The following is a 17073-nucleotide window of genomic DNA, read 5'->3' as shown; positions in this document are numbered from 1 at the left end:
TCGGCGGTAGATTCGGACCAGAAACATATGTCCGGTCGTTCATCCGGGTAATCCGATGATCTTGGAGTCAGTCTTAAGAGTCTCGGAGGATTTCGAACGAACAACCAATGACGCGAGATTTCTCCCTCTCAAATCCGGCCGTGTCGGTCACGGCGTTTCTGACGCTCGCCGTGCTGTGGGGCGGGTCGTTCGTCGCCATCGAGGCCGGACTGCACTTCTTCCCTCCGCTGCTGTTCGCGGGGGTGCGCTACCTGCTGGCGGGGCTCGTCGTGCTGGGGTACGCCGCGGTCGTCTCCGACCGATGGATCCCGCGGGACCGCACCGAGTGGGGCGCGGTCGCGGTCGCCGGCACGCTGGTCATCGCCGCGTACCACGCGCTGCTGTACGTCGGCGAGCTGCACATCTCGGGCGCGGTCGCGGCGGTGCTGGTGAGCCTCTCGCCGGTGCTGACCGCCGCCTTCGCCGCCGCGCTGCTCCCGAGCCAGCGGCTCGGGCCGGTCGAGCTCGGCGGCTTCCTGCTCGGCGTCGTGGGGGTCGTCGTCGTCGCCGACCCCTCCCTCGAAACGCTGCTGTCGGGCGGCTCGACGGAGCTGTTCGGCGCCGGGCTGGTGCTGGCCGGGGCGGCGACGTTCGCGCTGGGCGCGGTCCTGTTGCGGCCGCTCCGCAACGACTTCTCGATCGTCCCCATGCAGGGCTGGGCGATGGTCGTCGGCGCGGTCGTGCTGTTCGCGGGCGCCGGCGTCCGCGGCGAGTCACCGGCCGCGGTCGTCTGGAACGCCACCACCGTGACGACGCTGGCGTACCTGACGCTGCTGTCGGGCGTCATCGCCTTCCTGATCTACTTCGCGCTGCTCGACGAGGTCGGGCCCGCACAGCTCCACCTCGTCGGCTACGCCGAGCCGATAACCGCGGCGCTCATCAGCTGGCTCGTGCTCGGGCACCTGATCGAGAGCCGGGCGATGGTCGGCTTCCTCGTCATCCTCGCCGGGTTCCTCGTGGTGGAGCGGCACGCGGTGCGGCGGGTCGTCGACGCCAGGGTCCCGCGCGACGCGGACGCCTGAGTCGGACCGAACCACCGGAGATAAGCCGAGCCCCGCGCTGGGTTCGACCATGCCACGCACCTTCTCGACGTTCTCGGTCGGCGACACGTTCGACCACGGGACCCGAACGGTGGACGAACCCGAGGTCCGTGAGTTCGCTGAGCGGTACGACCCCCAGTCGATCCACGTCGACCCGGAGGCGGCCGCGGCGTCGATGTACGGCGGCCTCATCGCCTCCGGCTGGCACACCGCGGCGATGACCATGCGGCTGCTCGTCGACGACCTGCTCTCCGAGACCGCCGCGCTCGGCGCGAAGGGCGTCGACGAACTGCGCTGGTACGCGCCGGTCCGACCGGGCGACACCCTCCGGGCGCGCACCGAGATCGTCGAGACGGTTCCCGAGACGGCGGACCGCGGACTGGTCCACGCCCGGACGACGACCGCGGTCGCCGACGCCGCCGACCCGGACGACGACCGCGTGGGCGAGGACGTCTTCTCGATGGTCGGGCTGGTGATGGTCGCACGGGAGTGACGGCGGTCGCCGCTCCGGGGCCGTACTGCGGCCCGGCCCCTCGCGGCGCGCCGCTCGGACACGCTTTTGAGGGCGGGGACGAACGGGGGACCGTGAACCCTCTCGCCGCGCTCGCGCGCCCCGAGCACACCGGGGCGAACCGGTGCTGGCCGTGTACCGCCATCAACCTCGTCGCCGTCCTCCTCGCGGCGGCGCTCGTCTCCGGGCTGTTCCCGTTCGCCGGCCCCCTCGTGCTGGCGGGCGGACTCGCGCTCGTCTATCTCCGGGGCTACGTCGTGCCCTACACCCCCGAATTCGGCCCGAAGGTCGCCGCGTACCTCCCGTGGGAGTTCGGCCACGCGACCGACGACGGCGTCGACTCGAACTCGCTGGCGGACGGCGCCGACGCCGAGGACCTCCTCGCCGCCCTGTTCGATGCGGGCGTGCTGGTGGAGGCGGCCGACGGCGACATCGCGCTCGAGGAGACGTTCCGCGCGGACTGGACGGACCGGATGGCGGAGGTCCGGACGCTCTCGGACCCGGCGCTGGCGGACCGGGTGGGCGATGCCGCGCCCCCGGGCGTGACGGCGAGCGCGCACGGCGACCGGATCCTGCTCGACGGCGACCGCGACAACTGGCTCTCGCGTGCGGTCGCGATCGCGGAGGTCGCGGCCATCGAGACGCTCGCCGAGCGCGACGTCCCCGAGTCGGTTCGCGTGCCCGCCGCGGAGCCGCTCCGGACCCTCCTCGGGACGTGTCCGGTCTGCGGCGGCGACGTGCGCGAGACGACGCTCCGAAACTGCTGTGGCGGCCCCGGGTCCACGCAGCGCAAGCCCGGACGGCTGGTGCTCGCGTGCGCCGACTGCGACACCGTCGTCCACGAGTTCCGCGAGACCGCGGCCGAACGGGCGGCCGAGGCCGACGCGGAGTGACGGGTGCCGACGCGGAGTGACGGGGGTGATTTTTAAGCACCGGCGAACCGACTCCCGAGCGATGGCTCCCTCTCGCCGGAACGGCCCGCCGGGGCGCGCGACGGACGCCGCCGAGTCCCGCGAGCGACGCGGCTGGCGCGGGTACGGGACGACCGAGCGGGGTGAGAAGGACCCCGTCGGGCTCCTGCTCCACGACGCCGTGACCGCGTACGCGGACGTGGCGGTGTTCTCGCTGCCCGTGCTGGTCTCTCTGATGGACCTCCCGCCCACGGGGACGTACAGCTACAAGTTCGCGGGACTGGTGGCGCTGGCGACGATGGCGGGGACGGCGACGCTCCTGCGGGGCGGCTGGGTCCCGCCACTCGCGTCCGAAACGCGCGGTTGGGTCACCTACGCCCCCGCCCTTCTCGCGCTGCGGGCCGGCTACTACAACGCCGTTCTCCTGGCCGCGACGGTCGGCGCGGTCGGGGTCGCGTCCGCGGTCGGCGTTCCCCTCCTCGCCGGAGTGCTGGCGTTCCTCCTCGCCCTGGTCGCGACACTGCTGTTCCCGCGGGTCGCGGAGGAGACCGCGCGCAGAACGTAGCGGGCGGCACGCGCGGTTGCAGGTGCCGACACGACGCGCGTCGCCGTCCGAGGGTTTTTGACGGATGCCGGGACCAGCCTCGCCCGGGCGTTCGCGGTGTCGCGCCGGTCGACACCCACAGTCCGAATAGGCCGACTCGTCCCGCCGGGACTCCCGGATCTCGGCACCCGAGTCGGTCGCGCCAGCACCGGGGGGCTGAAGCCGGGCCGCGAGCGGCGGCTACAGCGCCGCCGGCTCGTCGCGACCGATGACGATCTCCTGTCCCTCCACGTCCTCCAGCGCGGCGACGCGCCCGCCGATCTCGACGCGCTCGCCCGCCTCGGTCTCGACGACCAGCGACGCGACCTCCTCGGAGTCCTCGAAGGCCACGTCGACGACGGAGCCCTGCACCGTCACGGGGTCACCCGACTCGATGTCTCGCCCCTCGACCGTGGCGTAGAAGTCGCCGTCGAGTTCGCGCACGTCCTTGACCGCGCGGCGGATCGACGCGTAGCGTCGGGGGAACGGCCGGTCCTTCCCGTCCGCGGCCAGCGTCTCCGCCGTCGTCCACAGGACCGTCCCGAAGAACCCGGAGACGAGGAACCCCAGCGCCGAGCGGTTGAAGATGACGCCGTACCGCTCCTGGTCGTCGCGGATCGCGTCCTGCGTCGCGTACACCGAGTAGCTGCCGTCGCCGACCGCCAGCACCGGCGTCGTGATGCCGCGGCGAGCGCGCGCGATGGTCGCCACCGAGAGGTAGTCGTACTCGGCCGGGTTCGGCGCGCGCTTGGCCGGCGTCACGAGCAGTTCGACGCTGACGCCGTCGTCGACCTTCGCCGCGAGCAGGTCCTCGAACCGCCGGAGCAAGTCCGGCGTGAGCGAGACGGCCAGCTCGTACTCCGCAGACTCGATGACCTCCTCCAGATACCGGAGGATCGTGGACCGCGACTTCACGAGGGAGACGGCCTCCGTCTCGCGGGCCGGGGCCGTGTAGCGGGCTTCCAACTCGTCGACTAGCTGGTCGAAGGAGGTCTGTATCTCGCCGAACGCGTCGTCCGGATCGACCGCGACGATCTTCATCGGGCGCGACTCGCGGAGCTCCACCAGCCCGCGGTCCGAGAGGCTCCGGACGGTGTCGTACACCCGCGGCTGCGGGATGTCGGTTCGGTCGGCGATCTCGCTGGCGGTGAGTTCGCCGTGTTCCAGCACCGCGAGGTACGCGTCGATCTCGTACTCGCCGAGGTTGAAGCGGTCCCCGACGCGTTCGAGCGTCCCGCGAAGGTCGTCGGTCATGTCTTCCTCATTCCGCCCGGGACGTAAGTTATTTACTATGAGCCGAGTTGCACCCGGTTCCGAAACCCGGTTCGTCAGCTCGGACAGCTCCCGTTCGGTTCCCCGGCGCCGACCTACATGTACATCCGGTCGTCCGGTGCGTCCGACTCCCTGCGCTCCATCCGCTCGGCGAGTTCCGCGTAGTGCTGTTCGACCTCCGCGGCGAACGCCCGCAACGGACCGGAGTCCACGTCCAGGTCGTACACCGTCTCGACCGTCTCCACGAGCCGTACCGCCGCCTCGACGTCGGGGACCTGCGCGTGGACCGGGGTGACGTACACCGCTGCGCCGAGCGGCGACTCGATGCCGCGTTCGATGAGCGCCGCGTTCGTCCCGTCGAGGAACCCGGATCCCATCGGCGGCACGTCGCCGTCCGTCAACCGAGTGGCGCGGTAGTCCTCGGTCGCGACGTAGAAGGTGCGGTGGTCGTCCGGCGCGTGCGCTGTGGGGACGCCGGCGAGGACGGCCACCTCCTCGACGCCCTCGGCCTCGGTCCAGTCGATGACGGCGTCCGCGAACGCCTCGCCCAGCTGGACTGGGACGAACAGTTCGCCCACGAGCACCGTCACGTCGAGGTCGGGCCGCGAGAACAGCCGCGTCGGGTGTCTCGGCTCACCGTTCGTGAACGGCGTGATCGTCGGGAGCCCCTCCGTGCGGACGTGACCCGTCGGTTCGAGGTCGAGATGGTCGACCAGATAGTCGACCGCGGTCAGGCCGGCCAGCCCGTAGGCTGAGAAGCCGGCCAGCAACACGTCGCTCGGTGTGGAGTCGTGGGATACCTCGAACGCGGGCGACTGGCGGAACGTCCCGGACATGGACGCACGTTCAGCAGGCGCGCTCTTAGCCGTTCGGTCCGAGGCGAGCCGGACTCCCGCCGCCGGAGGAAACGCTTTTTCGAGTGGGGGACGCGGGAGGTGCATGGACGCGTTGGCACAGGCCGGAGGCGTGGTCGGGGACCGACTCCCCGACTGGCTCGCAGTTCCGGGAGTCCGTCTCGGGATCGCGCTCCTCATCCTCGCGCTCGGCGTCTGGGTCTCGAAGCTGACGATCCGGCTGATCGGCCGCCCGGTCGCGCGGCGGTTCGAGCGACAGAGCGTCGCCCAGACCGTGCTCCGTGGCGTCCGCGTGGCGATCATCGTCGGCGCGGCCGCGGCCGGGTTCTCCATCGCGGGGGTCCAGCTCCCGAGCCTCGTCGTGTCGGCCGCCGTGTTCTCGGCCGTGGCCGGCGTGATCCTCGCGCCGCTCATCGGGAGCGTCATCAGCGGCTTCTTCGTCCTGTGGGACCAGCCGTTCGAGATCGGTGACCTGATCGAACTCGACGACGGCACGATGGGGTTCGTCGAGGACATCACCATCCGCTACACGAAGATCCTCACGCTCGACAACACCTTCCTCGTCATCCCGAACGGTAACGTCCGCGAGCGGGACGTGACCAACTACTCCGCGGAGGACGAGCGGACCCGCCGCTCGCTCGACGTGCTCGTCACCTACGAGTCCGACGTGACCGAGGCACGGCGGCTGATCGAGCGCGCCGCTCGCGGCTGCGAGGCCGTCGTCTCCGGCGGGCCCGACATCCGGATCGGCGCCGCGCGCTACGTCGCCAGCCCCGACTGCCGGGTCCACGAGTTCGGCGACAACGGCGTCCTGCTCCGGCTCCGGTACTGGGTGAAAAAGCCCTACAAGCTGAACAAGGTCCAGTCGACTGTCAACATCCGCATCCGAGAGATAACCGCGGACGCCGACGTGGAGATGGCGTACCCCCACCGCCATCTCGTCTTCGACGACACCTCCGGCGTGGCGCGCGTCGACGCCGACGGGCGGGCGGTCGCGGAGACCGCCGAGGAGCGCGACCGGGCCGCGAAGCCGCCCGAAGACGAGGAGGGGGAGCACGGCGACGACGCGTGAGCCCGGTCGAGACGAGCGGGTCGTGATGAGTGCCGCGGGGCGACGTCCGCCCCACGCGGCGCTACGGGAACGGGTGGTACGGCGCATCGAGGCGGGGCTCGAACCCCATCGACGCGGGGACCTCGCGTGCCCGCTCTCCGAAGAAGGGGTCACCGGTGAACAGCGGCTGCGCGGCCGGCACGAGTGCGCGGACGGCTTCGAACCCGAGCGCCGCCACGTCCCGCGTCGTCGTCCGCGCCGCGTAGGCGTCGAGGTCCGCATCGGCGAGTCTGTCGAGCACCGCGTCGAGTTCGGCGGTTCCGGCCGCGTCCGGGACGCCGAGCCCCTCGGCCGGCACCGCCGCGTCCGCGTCGAAGAACGCGCGCGTTTCCGCCGGGTAGTCGGCGTGGTCCCCGATCGCGGCGCCCTGCTCGGCGGCGGCATCGGGCCCCATCGCGCGCAGTTCCATCCAGTTCTGAAGCGCCTCCGACAGCGCGGAGCGGGCGGCCGCGTACGGGTCGAGATCCGCCGCGGAGCCGGCGGCGAACCGCGGCCAGTCGCCCTCGCGGTGGACGCCGACCGCGACCACGGGCACGTCCACGTCGGCGGTGACGAGCAGCGGCGTCACCGAGAGGTCCACGGCGTTCGCCCGCGCACGGAGCTCCGCGAAGGCCGGGTCCTCGTCCCCCTCGATCCGGAGTTCGAGCGGGTCGAGCGTCGAGTACCACGCGATCATCGTCGCGTCGCGCTCGACCGTCTCGTAGAGCCCGGAAAGCACCGCCTCGACGCCCGAGTTGCCGAGTCCGAGCCCCGTCGTGATCGACGGGCGGAAGCGACGCTCGTGGGGCGGGAACCGGACGAACTCCGCGGGGAGCGCGGCGGCCTCACCGGTCGCGAGGTCCTCGCCGGTCACCCACGCGAGGGAGTCGTCGTCCTCCGCCCCGACCGTCTCGCGGTCGTCCGGCGTCACGAAGCGGGCGGGCGGGACCGGGTTCTCCACGGCCGTCGGGGGTCCCTCCGCGAAGTCGTCGGTCCGGTAGACCCCCGCGGCGTACCGCTCCAACCCCTCGCCGATCGCCTTCATGAACGCCGCGTCCCAGTCGCGGTCGACGCCGGCCGCGAACTCCGCGGCGCGCGCGTCGCTGAACCCGGTCGTGTCCGCGACCCGGCCGATGTAGTACGGGACCGGGAACGACTCGCGCTCGCCCACCTCCGAGAGGATCCCGACGCGGTCGTCGACCGACCGCTCGGCGCGTTCGAGCGCGTCGTCGACCGAGACGTCGCGGTGCTCCCGCGGGACGGCGCCCTCGGGGTCTGACCCGCAGTCACAGAAGGGAACGGGGAGGAACCTGCGCTCCGCCCCTGGAACTTCGACGACCGTGTCGCCGACCGCCTCGCCGGAGAGGGCTTGGATCGTTCGTCGCCCCGCGACCGCACCCGCGTAGCGCACCGCCGAGCGGACCCCGGCGGGGCGCTCTTCCGTCTCCGAGTCGCTCGCCGCGATGCGCCGGCGCAGGCAGTCGTAGCAGGCGTCCTCGAAGACGGTCACGGCGGCGTCGACGTCCGCGACGGGGGCCCCTCCGACCCCGCCGACCTCGACGGCGACCCACCGCTCGAGCGCCTCGTTCGCGCGCGCGAACGCGTCGGCGCCGGCCGTGCCGACGACCACCGCGAAGTCGAAACCGTCCAGCAGGTCCGCCGCGACGGGCATGACGTTCACGTCGACGTCACCGAGCGCGGCGTCGACCGCGTCGACGGCCGGCCCGTCACCGACGAGTCCGATGTCCATGGACGCGGCAACGACGAGCGGGGAGAAAAAGCCACGGGAGGGCACGACGCCGGGCCGGCAGGCGGCCGCGGCGCGACCGCCGTCAGTTGAGTGCGCTCTGAACGACGTCCGCGAGCTGGTCGACGGAGGCGTCCTTCAGCCGGTCGTCGCCGAGCTTCAGGCGGAGCCGGGGGCGGCCGACGTCGATGGGCACCTTCTCGGTGTCGATGAGGCCGAGGTCCTCGAGGCGGGTCTTCGTCCGGGAGAACGTCGCCTTCGAGGCGATCCCCACGTCCTCGCCCCACTTCGAGATGTCGTACAGCAGCACGTCGTTCTTCGCGGCGACGAGCAGCGAGACGGTCACCTCGTCGAGGCCGTCGCCGTTGCCGCGGGCGGTCTCCATCGAGGCGAGCACGTCGTCGAAGTCCTCGCGTGTGGCATCGCCGATCTCCTCGGTCATCGTCTCGCGGACGCGACTGATCGCGGGCGTCCGGAGTCGGTACTCCTCGGCTTCCTCGAAGGCGTCGCGGTACGTCGAGAAGACCTCCTCGACGAATTCCGCGTCGTCGCTGGAAAGCGCGGCGACGCGACCGCCGGTCGAGACGAGCGCGACGACCCGGTCCGCCGAGACGAACAGCGCGTTGTCGGCGTCGGTCGAGAGGACCCGCAGCGAGAGCGATCCCCCCTCGACGAGGTCCGCCGCCTTCGAGGCGATCAGGAAGTCGTCCATCACGTCCTTCAGTACGTCCTCGTCGGCGAGCAGACACAGCTCGGGGAGCGTGTCGCTCTCGATGCCCGCCTCCACGATCGCTTCGACGGTTTCGGCCGAGGGATCCACGACGAGGAGCTCGCCCTCCGTCTCCGCGAACGCGTCCTCGAGGATATTCTCGAGATCGGTTTCGAGTAAATTCGACACCATAATTCTATGCGTATAACGGCGCGTGAGATATTTAATATTAACGGGATCACCCACCTGGAGAATCCCCAATAGAGGCGTCAACGGCTCCGATTTCTGGCTTATTCCGATCACCGAAGTCGGACGTCCGGTCCGCGGCGGCCGGTCAGATGGCCTCGGCCAGCTCCGACGACCACCGGAGGTCCCCCTCGTACAGTACCGGCATCACGTCGAGCGACAGGAGGTCCCGAAGCCGGGAGGCGTCGACGAGGAATTCCCGCCGCGTTCCGCACAGCTGCGAGACGCCGTCGGTCTGCAACGGCGACCGATAGACGCCGCCGTGAGCCCTCGGCGTGTACGCGTCGTGGACCACGCGGTACCCGCCGTCGGCCGGTTCGACCTCCAGGACCGTCGGCACCTCGTCCCCTCGCGGTGTGAGCGCGTGGGTTCCGTCGCCCACGACCACGTAGTCCTTGCCGGTCATCACCCGGCGACGGGCCAGCGAGAGGGCGCGCTCGAACCCGAACCCGGCCATCAGCAGGCGCGCGAACGCGGTCCCGACGAGCGCGGCGTTGCCGTCCAGCACGCGGTTGAACGTGACGCCGCCGGCGACGCTGCCGCGGCGGATCAGGTCGAGCCCCTCGTAGTAGGAGCCGCACGCGTTGAGGAAGAACGTCTGCGCGTTCGATTCGTCCAGCTCCGCGGCCGCGAAGTGACCGTCCGGGCAGACGAACCCCGCCGGCTCGCAGTGGCCGATGAAGTGGATCAGGTCGTGTGACTCCTCGAAGAGCGCGGCCAGCTCGTCGGTCGTGACCTGCTCGCGAACCGTCACGTCGACGTCGAGCTCCGCGGCCCGCTTCCGGTACACTTCCACCGCGGCGTCGCCCTCGGTCGACATCTCGAGGTCGTTGACGACCGCGACGACCGAGATGGACTCCCCCGAGCGGTCGCGGTAGCGGGCGCGGTTCTCGTAGGCCTCGGGGAGCGCCTTGAACACGTCTATCGGCGCGGAGTCGGCGAGCCAGCCGTGGGTCCGTCCGGAGCCGAGCGAGGGCTTCGAGAGGTCGACGCTCACGGAGTCCCGACCGCGGATGAAGTCGTCCAGGGACCGCTTCAGCCACTCGGCGTCGGGGAGCGGTTCGACCTCCGGCGCGAACACCTGCGGCACGTTGGACAGCAGGTGCGGCAGCGTCCGCACGCTCTCGTAGTCCGGCCGGAGGTACATCGAGAGGTGCCAGTCCGGTAGCTCGCCGGCTATCGCGTCGTAGTCGGCGGCCATGTACCGGTCGACGCGTTCGGCCACGGGCAACGGATACGTCCCGTCCGGGTCCAGGGCCAGCCGGTCGAGCAGCCGCGTCTCGGCGAGGTCCGTTCCCCGCGGTCCGGCGCTTCGGACGAGGCAGTCGAGGTGGAAGACGCGCCTGAGCGCGGCGGCCGCGGTGAGGCCCCCCGAGCCGTCCGTGAGGCTCCACTCGCGACCGGCCCGGAGCACGGGGGCGGCGTCGGTGTCGGTCTCCACCCGCGCCCCGACGTAGTGCGTGAGCGGCGCGACCCGGAGCAGCACGCCCAGGTCCGGCGGAACGGCGATCTCCGGGCGGGGCCCTTCGAGCGGCGACTCGCGCGCGGCCGGCGGGATCGACTTCCCCTCGCCGAACCTCACCGTCGGCGGCTGCGTCCGCATCTCGGGGCGGGATCGATCCGGCGACGCCGTCCGGTGGCTCGTCGCCATCGCGGTGAGCGCGGTCGCGACTCCCGACGGGGTCGCCGGAACGGTCATCGACGCCCGAGGGCGCCTCGTTCCCGTCCCGAAGCCCACGGCCACCGGGGTCGCAGCCGGGAACGTCAGGACGACGGCGTCGACCGCCGGCTTCGCGACCGTCGCCGCGCCGTCGAACCGGAGGACCGTCCCGACCGGCGTCGCGATCCGGACGCGGTGGGCGGCGGCGTCCAGGTCGACCGGACCGGGATCGCCGGCTAGCTCCCGCCGACCGCCGTCGTCGAGGTTCTCGACCGTCACGAGCGTCCCGTCGAGTCGGAGTCGCCGCGCGGTGACCGTCGTTCGGCCGTCGACCGCGCGGTCGAACGCGGGCGCGGTTCCGCCGGGTTCGAACCGCCCCGCGACGGTCGCCGAGCGCCCCTCGGCGTCGACCACGCGGAGTTCATTCCGCGACGATTCGACCTGCACCATTGGGTCGGAGAGACCCTCCGTGCGCCTAAATGCGTGTCGGCACCGGAGGGGTACGGGGGCCATCGCGATCGCATGCGGGAGCGGCCGCGACCCGCTCTCACGGACGCCGGAGCGCCGCCCCCGGCAACCGTCCGCGGGACGGACAGCTTTTTGGTCGCGTCACACGCGGTTCGCGTATGGACTACGACACGGTGCGGGAGACGGACCCGGCGGTCGCGGACGCGCTGTCCGGCGAGGTCGAGCGACAGCAGGAGACGCTCGCGATGATCGCCAGCGAGAACCACGTCAGCGAGGCCGTCATGGAGGCGCAGGGGAGCGCGCTCACCAACAAGTACGCGGAGGGGTACCCCGACCAGCGCTACTACGCGGGCTGTGAGTACGCCGACGAGGTCGAGGAGCTGGCCATCGAGCGCGCGAAGGAGCTCTACGGCGCCGAGCACGTCAACGTCCAGCCGCACTCGGGCTCCAGCGCGAACATCGCCGTCTACGTCGCCGCCCTGGAGCCTGGCGACTCGATCCTGAGCCTGGACCTGACCCACGGCGGCCACCTCTCGCACGGCCACCACGCCAACTTCGTGGGCGAGCACTTCGACGTGACCCACTACGAGGTGGACCCCGAAACGGGCTACATCGATTACGCCGCGCTCCGCGAGACGGCCGAGGAGATCGAGCCGGACATGATCGTCTCCGGCTACTCCGCGTACCCCCGAGAGGTCGAGTGGGAGCGCATCCAGGCCGCCGCGGAAGCGGCCGACGCCTACCACCTCGCCGACATCGCCCACATCACCGGCCTGGTCGCCGCGGGCGAGCACCCCTCGCCGGTCGGCATCGCCGACTTCGTCACCGGATCGACGCACAAGACCATTCGCGCCGGTCGCGGCGGGATCATCATGTGCGGCGAGGAGTTCGCCTCCGCGGTCGATAAGGCGATCATCCCCGGCACGCAGGGCGGTCCCCTGATGCACAACGTCGCCGGCAAGGCGGTCGGCTTCAAGGAGGCGCTCCAACCGGAGTTCGACTCGTACGCCGCACAGGTCGTGAGCAATGCCGAGGCGCTCGCCGAGCGCTTCCGCGAGCACGGCTACGAGCTGGTCTCCGGCGGCACGGACACCCACCTCGTGCTCATCGACCTCCGGGAGTCCCACCCGGACACCTCCGGCGGCGACGCCGAGGAGGCGCTCGCGGCCGCGAACATCGTCCTCAACGCCAACACCGTGCCGGGCGAGACCCGGACCCCCTTCGACCCCTCCGGCATCCGCGTCGGCACGCCCGCGCTCACCACGCGCGGCTTCGAGGAGGCGGAGATGCGCGAGGTCGCGGACCTGATCCACCGCGTGGTCGACAACGTCGACGAGGAGGACGTGGTCTACGAGGTCGGCGAGCGCGTCGCCGAACTCTGCGAGCAGTTCCCGCTGTACGAGTAGGGCTGGGGTGTGGCCGTGCTCTGCGGCCGACCCGTCCCCACCCCGTGCGGGCCTTCTCCGTCCTGCGGTCGGCTATTTCTCTCCTCGGTGGCACGGACCGATTCGAAGGGGGCAGTGTCACCGAGTTTTGCTGAGCCAGCCGAGACAGTAGGGACGTGTCCGAGAGAGGGGAAGTCAGTCGTTTAACCGAGCCGGCGTCCGTAGCCAGGTTGACGGCGTATCGGCCGGGTTCACCGTTTCCACGCCGTCACAGCTCAGTTAACGGCCTTCGAGAGTTCCGCACCCGCTTTGAACTCGACCACGTTCTTCGCCGCGGTCTGGATCCCTTTTCCTGTCTGCGGATTTCGCCCGGTTCGGGCGGAGCGCTTCGAGATGCTGAACGTGCCGAACCCCTCGTTCTGGTCCTCCCGTCCACCCAACGACAGCCGATCACCTTTTTTCAGTGCCTTCGTCGTCGCGTTGATGAACGCGTCGAGCGCTCGCCTCGCGTCGTCCTCCGATAGCCCCTCGGGCGAGTCGCGTCCCGTTTCGCTCGCGACGTACTCCGCGTCGATCACCACGTCGGCGTTCCGGCACTTTGCGCTGGCCTCGTCACCCTTGCCGGGGTTGAGACCGAGGGCGGCCGCGAACTCCGGGCAGGCGTCGAACGTCACCGGCGAGTCGTCTGCAGGCCCGTTTCGGGACCCCGGATTTCCCCGTCCGGGCGGAGCGCTTCGAGATACTGAACGACCCGAAGCCGACCAGCACGGCGCTGTCGTCCTTCTCCAAGGCTTTCGTCGTCGCGTCGGTGAACGTGTCGAGCGCCCGCTTCGCATCCGACCCGCTCAGTCCGGCCTCGCTCGCCATCGCCTCGATCAGTTCCGCTTTGTTCATCGCCGCGGCCTGTCCCGTCGCGGTCAACAGGCCCACTCCGAGCGCTGTCGAGAGGACAGCGCCCCTCCGCAGAACGGTTCGCCGGGACAGAACGTTTTGAGACATGATACCTTTACTCACAACCCTCTGACGCTGCATACGTATATAAATATATTTTAAATTTCTATTTTTGTATTATCGTATCGTGATCACTTCTGTTCAAAACCGAACGCGAACAGGAACGGTTTCGGTGGAACGGAGGCACTTTGCGACGCCGGACTTCGCCCCGTCTCTGAGTGCACACGGCTCTGAGCAACCGTCGAATCTCGCGGAAGATCCACGGCCTCATCCGACACCTTCGGTCCGGACTGCGGGAACCGCGGCACTCCCCCGGCCGCCGTCGCTTCGGGCAGTCCCTCGGCCGCCGTCGCTTAGAAGTCCCCGGCGTGCGAGGCGTCGGACATGCCCGAGGAGACCCCGATCAGCGGCTTCGAGTCGTCGACCGCGGCGGAGCTCGAGGATGGCGAGTGGACCGGCGACCGCGCGGTCGAGGAAGTCGTCGGCGACCTGCTCTCGGAGCGCGGCGAGACGGTCGCGGTCGCGGAGTCGCTCACCGGCGGCCTGATCGGCTCGACGATCACGGACGTACCCGGCTCCAGCGACTACTTCGACCGGAGCCTCGCCACCTACGCCTACGACGCGAAGCGACAGGAACTGGCGGTCCCGCGCGAGGACCTGGACGCCTACGGCGCCGTGAGCGCGCCGGTCGCGCGCGCGATGGCGCAGGGCGTCCGCGACCGGTCGGACACGACGTGGGGCGTCTCCGCAACCGGCGTGGCGGGCCCCGGCGGCGGGCAGCGCGACAAGCCGGTCGGCCTGCTGTACGTGGGCGTCGCCTTCGCCGCGCCGTGGGGGACCGAGGCGTCGTTCACCCGGTCGCGGCGCTTCGAACTCGACGGCGACCGCGCGGCGATCAAGCGGAAGAGCGTCGTCTGCGCGCTCGCGGAGCTGGTCCGGGCGGTCCGCGAGACGGCGCCCACGAGCGAATTCGGGGACGAGTGACCGAGTCAGACACAAGCCGCTCGACCGCCGTCTCGTCGGAGCCGCGATTTACGCGGTTCCGTACGCGCGTTCGGACAGCCTTTTGTCCGGATCCGTCGAGGATCCGGTGATGGACGAAGAGGACCTCCGCGTCGGCCTGCTCGTCGCGGGCGCGGCCGGACCGGGAGAGACGGCCGCGCGGAACTGGTGCCGCGAGCGGTTCGCGGACGTCGAGACCGCGTCGCTCGCGGCGGTCGCGGACGGCTCGGTCGACCTCGACCGGTTCGACGTCTGCTGGTGGCACGCCGTCGAGCCGGTGGCGAACCCCCGGACCGTCGCCGCCTGTGAGCCCCGCGTGACCGACTACGTCGAGAGCGGCGGCGGACTGCTGCTCTCGGCGCGCGCGATGGGGCAGGTCGCGGCGCTCGGGGTCGACGAGGTGCCGCCGGACGCGACCGGCACCGAGGCGGTCCACGAGCCGGTCGGCCCGCTCTGGAAGTCGGCGTACGCCGACCACCCCGCACACGAGGGGTTCGAGACGCTCCGCCACCACACGCGCCCCGCGGGCGAGGAGGCGCCGTTCGCGCGCTACGAGGACGTGTTGCCCGCGGCCGGCGACGTGCTCGCGTCGACGCACCGCGGCGCGGACGACGTGCCGCACGAGGTGACAACGGTGAGCTGGCGGCGCGGCGCGGGGACCGTCGTCGGCGTCGGCGTCGGCCTCGACTTCGAGCGCGCGGACGACCACACGCGCGCCAAGCGCGACCGACTGACGGGGAACCTGCTGCGGTTCCTCGCGGACGGCGGAGCGGACGGGACCGCCGGAATCGGCGGCGAGACCGACCCCGAGACCGCGGCGACCGCGCTCACGACGGGCCGGCCGCACGACGCCGAGACGCTCGCGCGCCACCGCGCGGCGCTCGCGGGCGACCGCCATCGCACCAGCTACCACCTCTCGCCGCCCGCCAACTGGCTCAACGACCCGAACGGCTGTCTGTACTACGACGGGCAGTATCACGTCTTCTACCAGTACAACCCCGGCGGCCCCTACCACGAGACCATCCACTGGGGGCACTTCGTCAGCGACGACCTGCTGACGTGGCGGGACGTGCCGGTCGCGCTGGCGCCCGACCCCGGCGGCCCGGACCGCGACGGCTGCTGGTCCGGCTGCGCGTTCGTCACCGACGAGGCCCACGCCGGGTGGCGCACCGACGCGCCGGCGGGCGACGGATCCGACGTGCGGGTCCTGTACACCGGCGGCCGCGAGGGGTGGCAGCTCCCGTGTCTGGGCTCGGCCGTCGACGGCGACCTCTCCCGGTTCGAGACCGACCCCGCGAACCCCGTCATCGACGACCCGCCGGCGGCGCTCGACGTGTTGACGACCGACCACTGGAACGGGGAGTTCCGCGACCACTGCGTCTGGGTCGCGGACGGCTGGTGGTACCAGCTCGTCGGCGCCGGGCTGGAGGACGTGGGCGGGGCCGTCGTCTGCTACCGCTCGCGCGACTGCCGCGAGTGGGAGTACCTCGGCCCGTCGCTGGTCGGCGACTGGGAGTCGCCCGGCACCGTCTGGGAGTGTCCGGAGCTGCTCCGGTTCGCGGACGGCGACCTCCTCCACGTCTCCAACTACGAGGACGTGGTCGGCTTCGTCGGCGAGTGGGACGAGGAGACCGGCACCTTCGAGCGCGAGGCGACCGAGGTGCTCGACCCCGGCGAGTTCTACGCGCCGCAGTCGCTGGAGGCGCCCGACGGCCGGACGCTCATGTTCGGCTGGATCAAGGAGGCGCGGACGCTCCGCCGACAGTGGGACGCCGGCTGGTCCGGCCTCATGTCGCTCCCGCGGGAGGTGTCGGTCGAGAACGGCGACGTCCGCCAGCGCCCCGCCCGGGAGGTGCGCGACCTCCGCGAGGCGACGCTGTTCGACGGCACGGTCACCGTCACCGACGGTCGCGAGCTACTGGACGCCGAGGGTGACGCCCTGGAGATCGAGGCGACGGTCGACCCCGACGCGGCCGACGCGGTCGGCGTCGTGGTCCGGCTCTCGCCGGACGGCGCCGAGAGCACGCAACTCAAGCTCGTGGACGGGCGGCTCGTGCTGGACCGGACCGGCAGCAGCCTCGACCGCGAGGTCAACGACCACCCGGTCTCGGTCCCCGTCGACGACCTCGAAACCCCGCTCGACCTGCGGGTCTTCGTCGACGGCTCCGTGGTCGAGGCGTTCGTCAACGGTCGGCGGTGCCTGACCGGCCGGATCTACCCGACCCGGCACGACGCCACCGGCGTCGGCCTGCTCGCGGACGGGGCGTCGGAGGGCGTCGACGTGGATCTGACGGTCCACGCGATGGGCAGCATCTGGCCGACGGAACTGCGGGGGCGCGACCCCGGCGACCCGGCGCGGACCGCCCCCGAAGCGGACGACTGATCGCGCCTCAGGGACGTTCTCGCCTTTTTCGACGGGGCGTGGTGACCGGGACGGTCCGATCGCGGGGATGGTCCGGCGGACGGTGGGCCGCAGTCGGAGCTCCGTACGACGGATGTTCTGTTTCTGTGTCTGCCGTCGATCCTGCTGCGGCGGACAGCACCACCTAGAGAGCCGACGGGATCGAGCCGGCTGCCCTTTCAGTCCCACCCCGCACCGGAACCG

The 17073-nt window shown here is 71.2% G+C and carries 15 protein-coding genes; 8 read left to right on the top strand and 7 right to left on the bottom strand.

Annotation, left to right across the window (positions count from 1 at the left end; translation table 11 throughout):
* Positions 1-107 precede the first annotated feature (107 nt).
* From ACZ432_RS03660 to ACZ432_RS03645, 4 genes are all read left to right on the top strand, one after another.
* Complete coding sequence (locus ACZ432_RS03660; protein ID WP_426963590.1) at positions 108-1061, top strand: DMT family transporter; 954 nt, start codon at positions 108-110, stop codon at positions 1059-1061.
* Positions 1062-1110: 49 nt separating this feature from the next.
* On the top strand, positions 1111-1572 hold the full coding sequence (locus tag ACZ432_RS03655; protein WP_426963591.1) for a MaoC/PaaZ C-terminal domain-containing protein: 462 nt from the start codon (positions 1111-1113) through the stop codon (positions 1570-1572).
* A gap of 92 nt (positions 1573-1664) precedes the next feature.
* Positions 1665-2483 (top strand): hypothetical protein, encoded by an 819-nt coding sequence (locus ACZ432_RS03650; RefSeq protein WP_426963592.1) that lies wholly within the window; start codon positions 1665-1667, stop codon positions 2481-2483.
* Between the two features lie 61 nt (positions 2484-2544).
* Positions 2545-3066, top strand: a complete 522-nt coding sequence (locus ACZ432_RS03645; RefSeq protein WP_426963593.1) for a hypothetical protein — start codon at positions 2545-2547, stop codon at positions 3064-3066.
* Between the two features lie 219 nt (positions 3067-3285).
* Here ACZ432_RS03645 and trmB read toward each other — a convergent pair whose 3' ends face one another.
* Together trmB and ACZ432_RS03635 are read right to left on the bottom strand one after the other, a co-directional pair.
* On the bottom strand, positions 3286-4338 hold the full coding sequence (gene trmB / locus ACZ432_RS03640) for an HTH-type sugar sensing transcriptional regulator TrmB (RefSeq protein ID WP_426963594.1): 1053 nt from the start codon (positions 4336-4338) through the stop codon (positions 3286-3288).
* Between the two features lie 113 nt (positions 4339-4451).
* Complete coding sequence (locus ACZ432_RS03635; protein ID WP_426963595.1) at positions 4452-5192, bottom strand: proteasome assembly chaperone family protein; 741 nt, start codon at positions 5190-5192, stop codon at positions 4452-4454.
* A gap of 103 nt (positions 5193-5295) precedes the next feature.
* Here ACZ432_RS03635 and ACZ432_RS03630 point away from each other — a divergent pair, with 103 nt between their 5' ends.
* Positions 5296-6282 (top strand): mechanosensitive ion channel family protein, encoded by a 987-nt coding sequence (locus tag ACZ432_RS03630; protein ID WP_426963596.1) that lies wholly within the window; start codon positions 5296-5298, stop codon positions 6280-6282.
* Positions 6283-6343: 61 nt separating this feature from the next.
* On the opposite strand, the gene ACZ432_RS03625 is transcribed toward ACZ432_RS03630, so the two are convergent.
* The 3 genes from ACZ432_RS03625 to ACZ432_RS03615 form a co-directional block, all read right to left on the bottom strand.
* Positions 6344-8050, bottom strand: a complete 1707-nt coding sequence (locus tag ACZ432_RS03625) for a YcaO-like family protein (RefSeq protein WP_426963597.1) — start codon at positions 8048-8050, stop codon at positions 6344-6346.
* 82 nt (positions 8051-8132) lie between these two features.
* Positions 8133-8948 carry a transcriptional regulator TbsP gene (gene tbsP / locus ACZ432_RS03620; protein ID WP_426963598.1) on the bottom strand — a complete coding sequence of 272 codons (816 nt, stop codon included), beginning with the start codon at positions 8946-8948 and terminating at the stop codon, positions 8133-8135.
* A 142-nt stretch (positions 8949-9090) separates the two neighbouring features.
* The gene (locus ACZ432_RS03615; protein ID WP_426963599.1) at positions 9091-11112 is read right to left on the bottom strand and encodes a hypothetical protein; all 2022 of its coding nucleotides are present in this window, start codon (positions 11110-11112) and stop codon (positions 9091-9093) included.
* Between the two features lie 176 nt (positions 11113-11288).
* On the opposite strand from ACZ432_RS03615, the gene glyA reads away from it, so the two are divergent.
* Entirely contained in the window at positions 11289-12536 is a 1248-nt protein-coding gene (gene glyA, locus ACZ432_RS03610) for a serine hydroxymethyltransferase (protein WP_426963600.1), read from the top strand.
* 254 nt (positions 12537-12790) lie between these two features.
* Here the strand turns inward: glyA and ACZ432_RS03605 are convergent, their stop codons facing one another.
* Together ACZ432_RS03605 and ACZ432_RS03600 are read right to left on the bottom strand one after the other, a co-directional pair.
* A complete protein-coding gene (locus ACZ432_RS03605; protein ID WP_426963601.1) occupies positions 12791-13189 on the bottom strand; it encodes an HU family DNA-binding protein in 399 nt (132 codons plus the stop codon).
* Positions 13128-13382 (bottom strand): HU family DNA-binding protein, encoded by a 255-nt coding sequence (locus ACZ432_RS03600; RefSeq protein ID WP_464378872.1) that lies wholly within the window; start codon positions 13380-13382, stop codon positions 13128-13130. The genes ACZ432_RS03605 and ACZ432_RS03600 overlap by 62 nt, the downstream gene beginning before the upstream one ends.
* A 468-nt stretch (positions 13383-13850) precedes the next feature.
* Here ACZ432_RS03600 and ACZ432_RS03595 point away from each other — a divergent pair, with 468 nt between their 5' ends.
* Both ACZ432_RS03595 and ACZ432_RS03590 read left to right on the top strand, forming a co-directional pair.
* Complete coding sequence (locus ACZ432_RS03595) at positions 13851-14450, top strand: CinA family protein (protein WP_426963603.1); 600 nt, start codon at positions 13851-13853, stop codon at positions 14448-14450.
* A gap of 109 nt (positions 14451-14559) precedes the next feature.
* A complete protein-coding gene (locus ACZ432_RS03590; RefSeq protein WP_426963604.1) occupies positions 14560-16851 on the top strand; it encodes a GH32 C-terminal domain-containing protein in 2292 nt (763 codons plus the stop codon).
* Positions 16852-17073: the final 222 nt, after the last annotated feature.

The sequence above is a fragment of the Haloparvum alkalitolerans genome, from assembly GCF_055381565.1.
The sequence above is the reverse complement of the archived record's forward strand: the minus strand, read 5'-3'. Positions and strand labels throughout refer to the sequence as shown.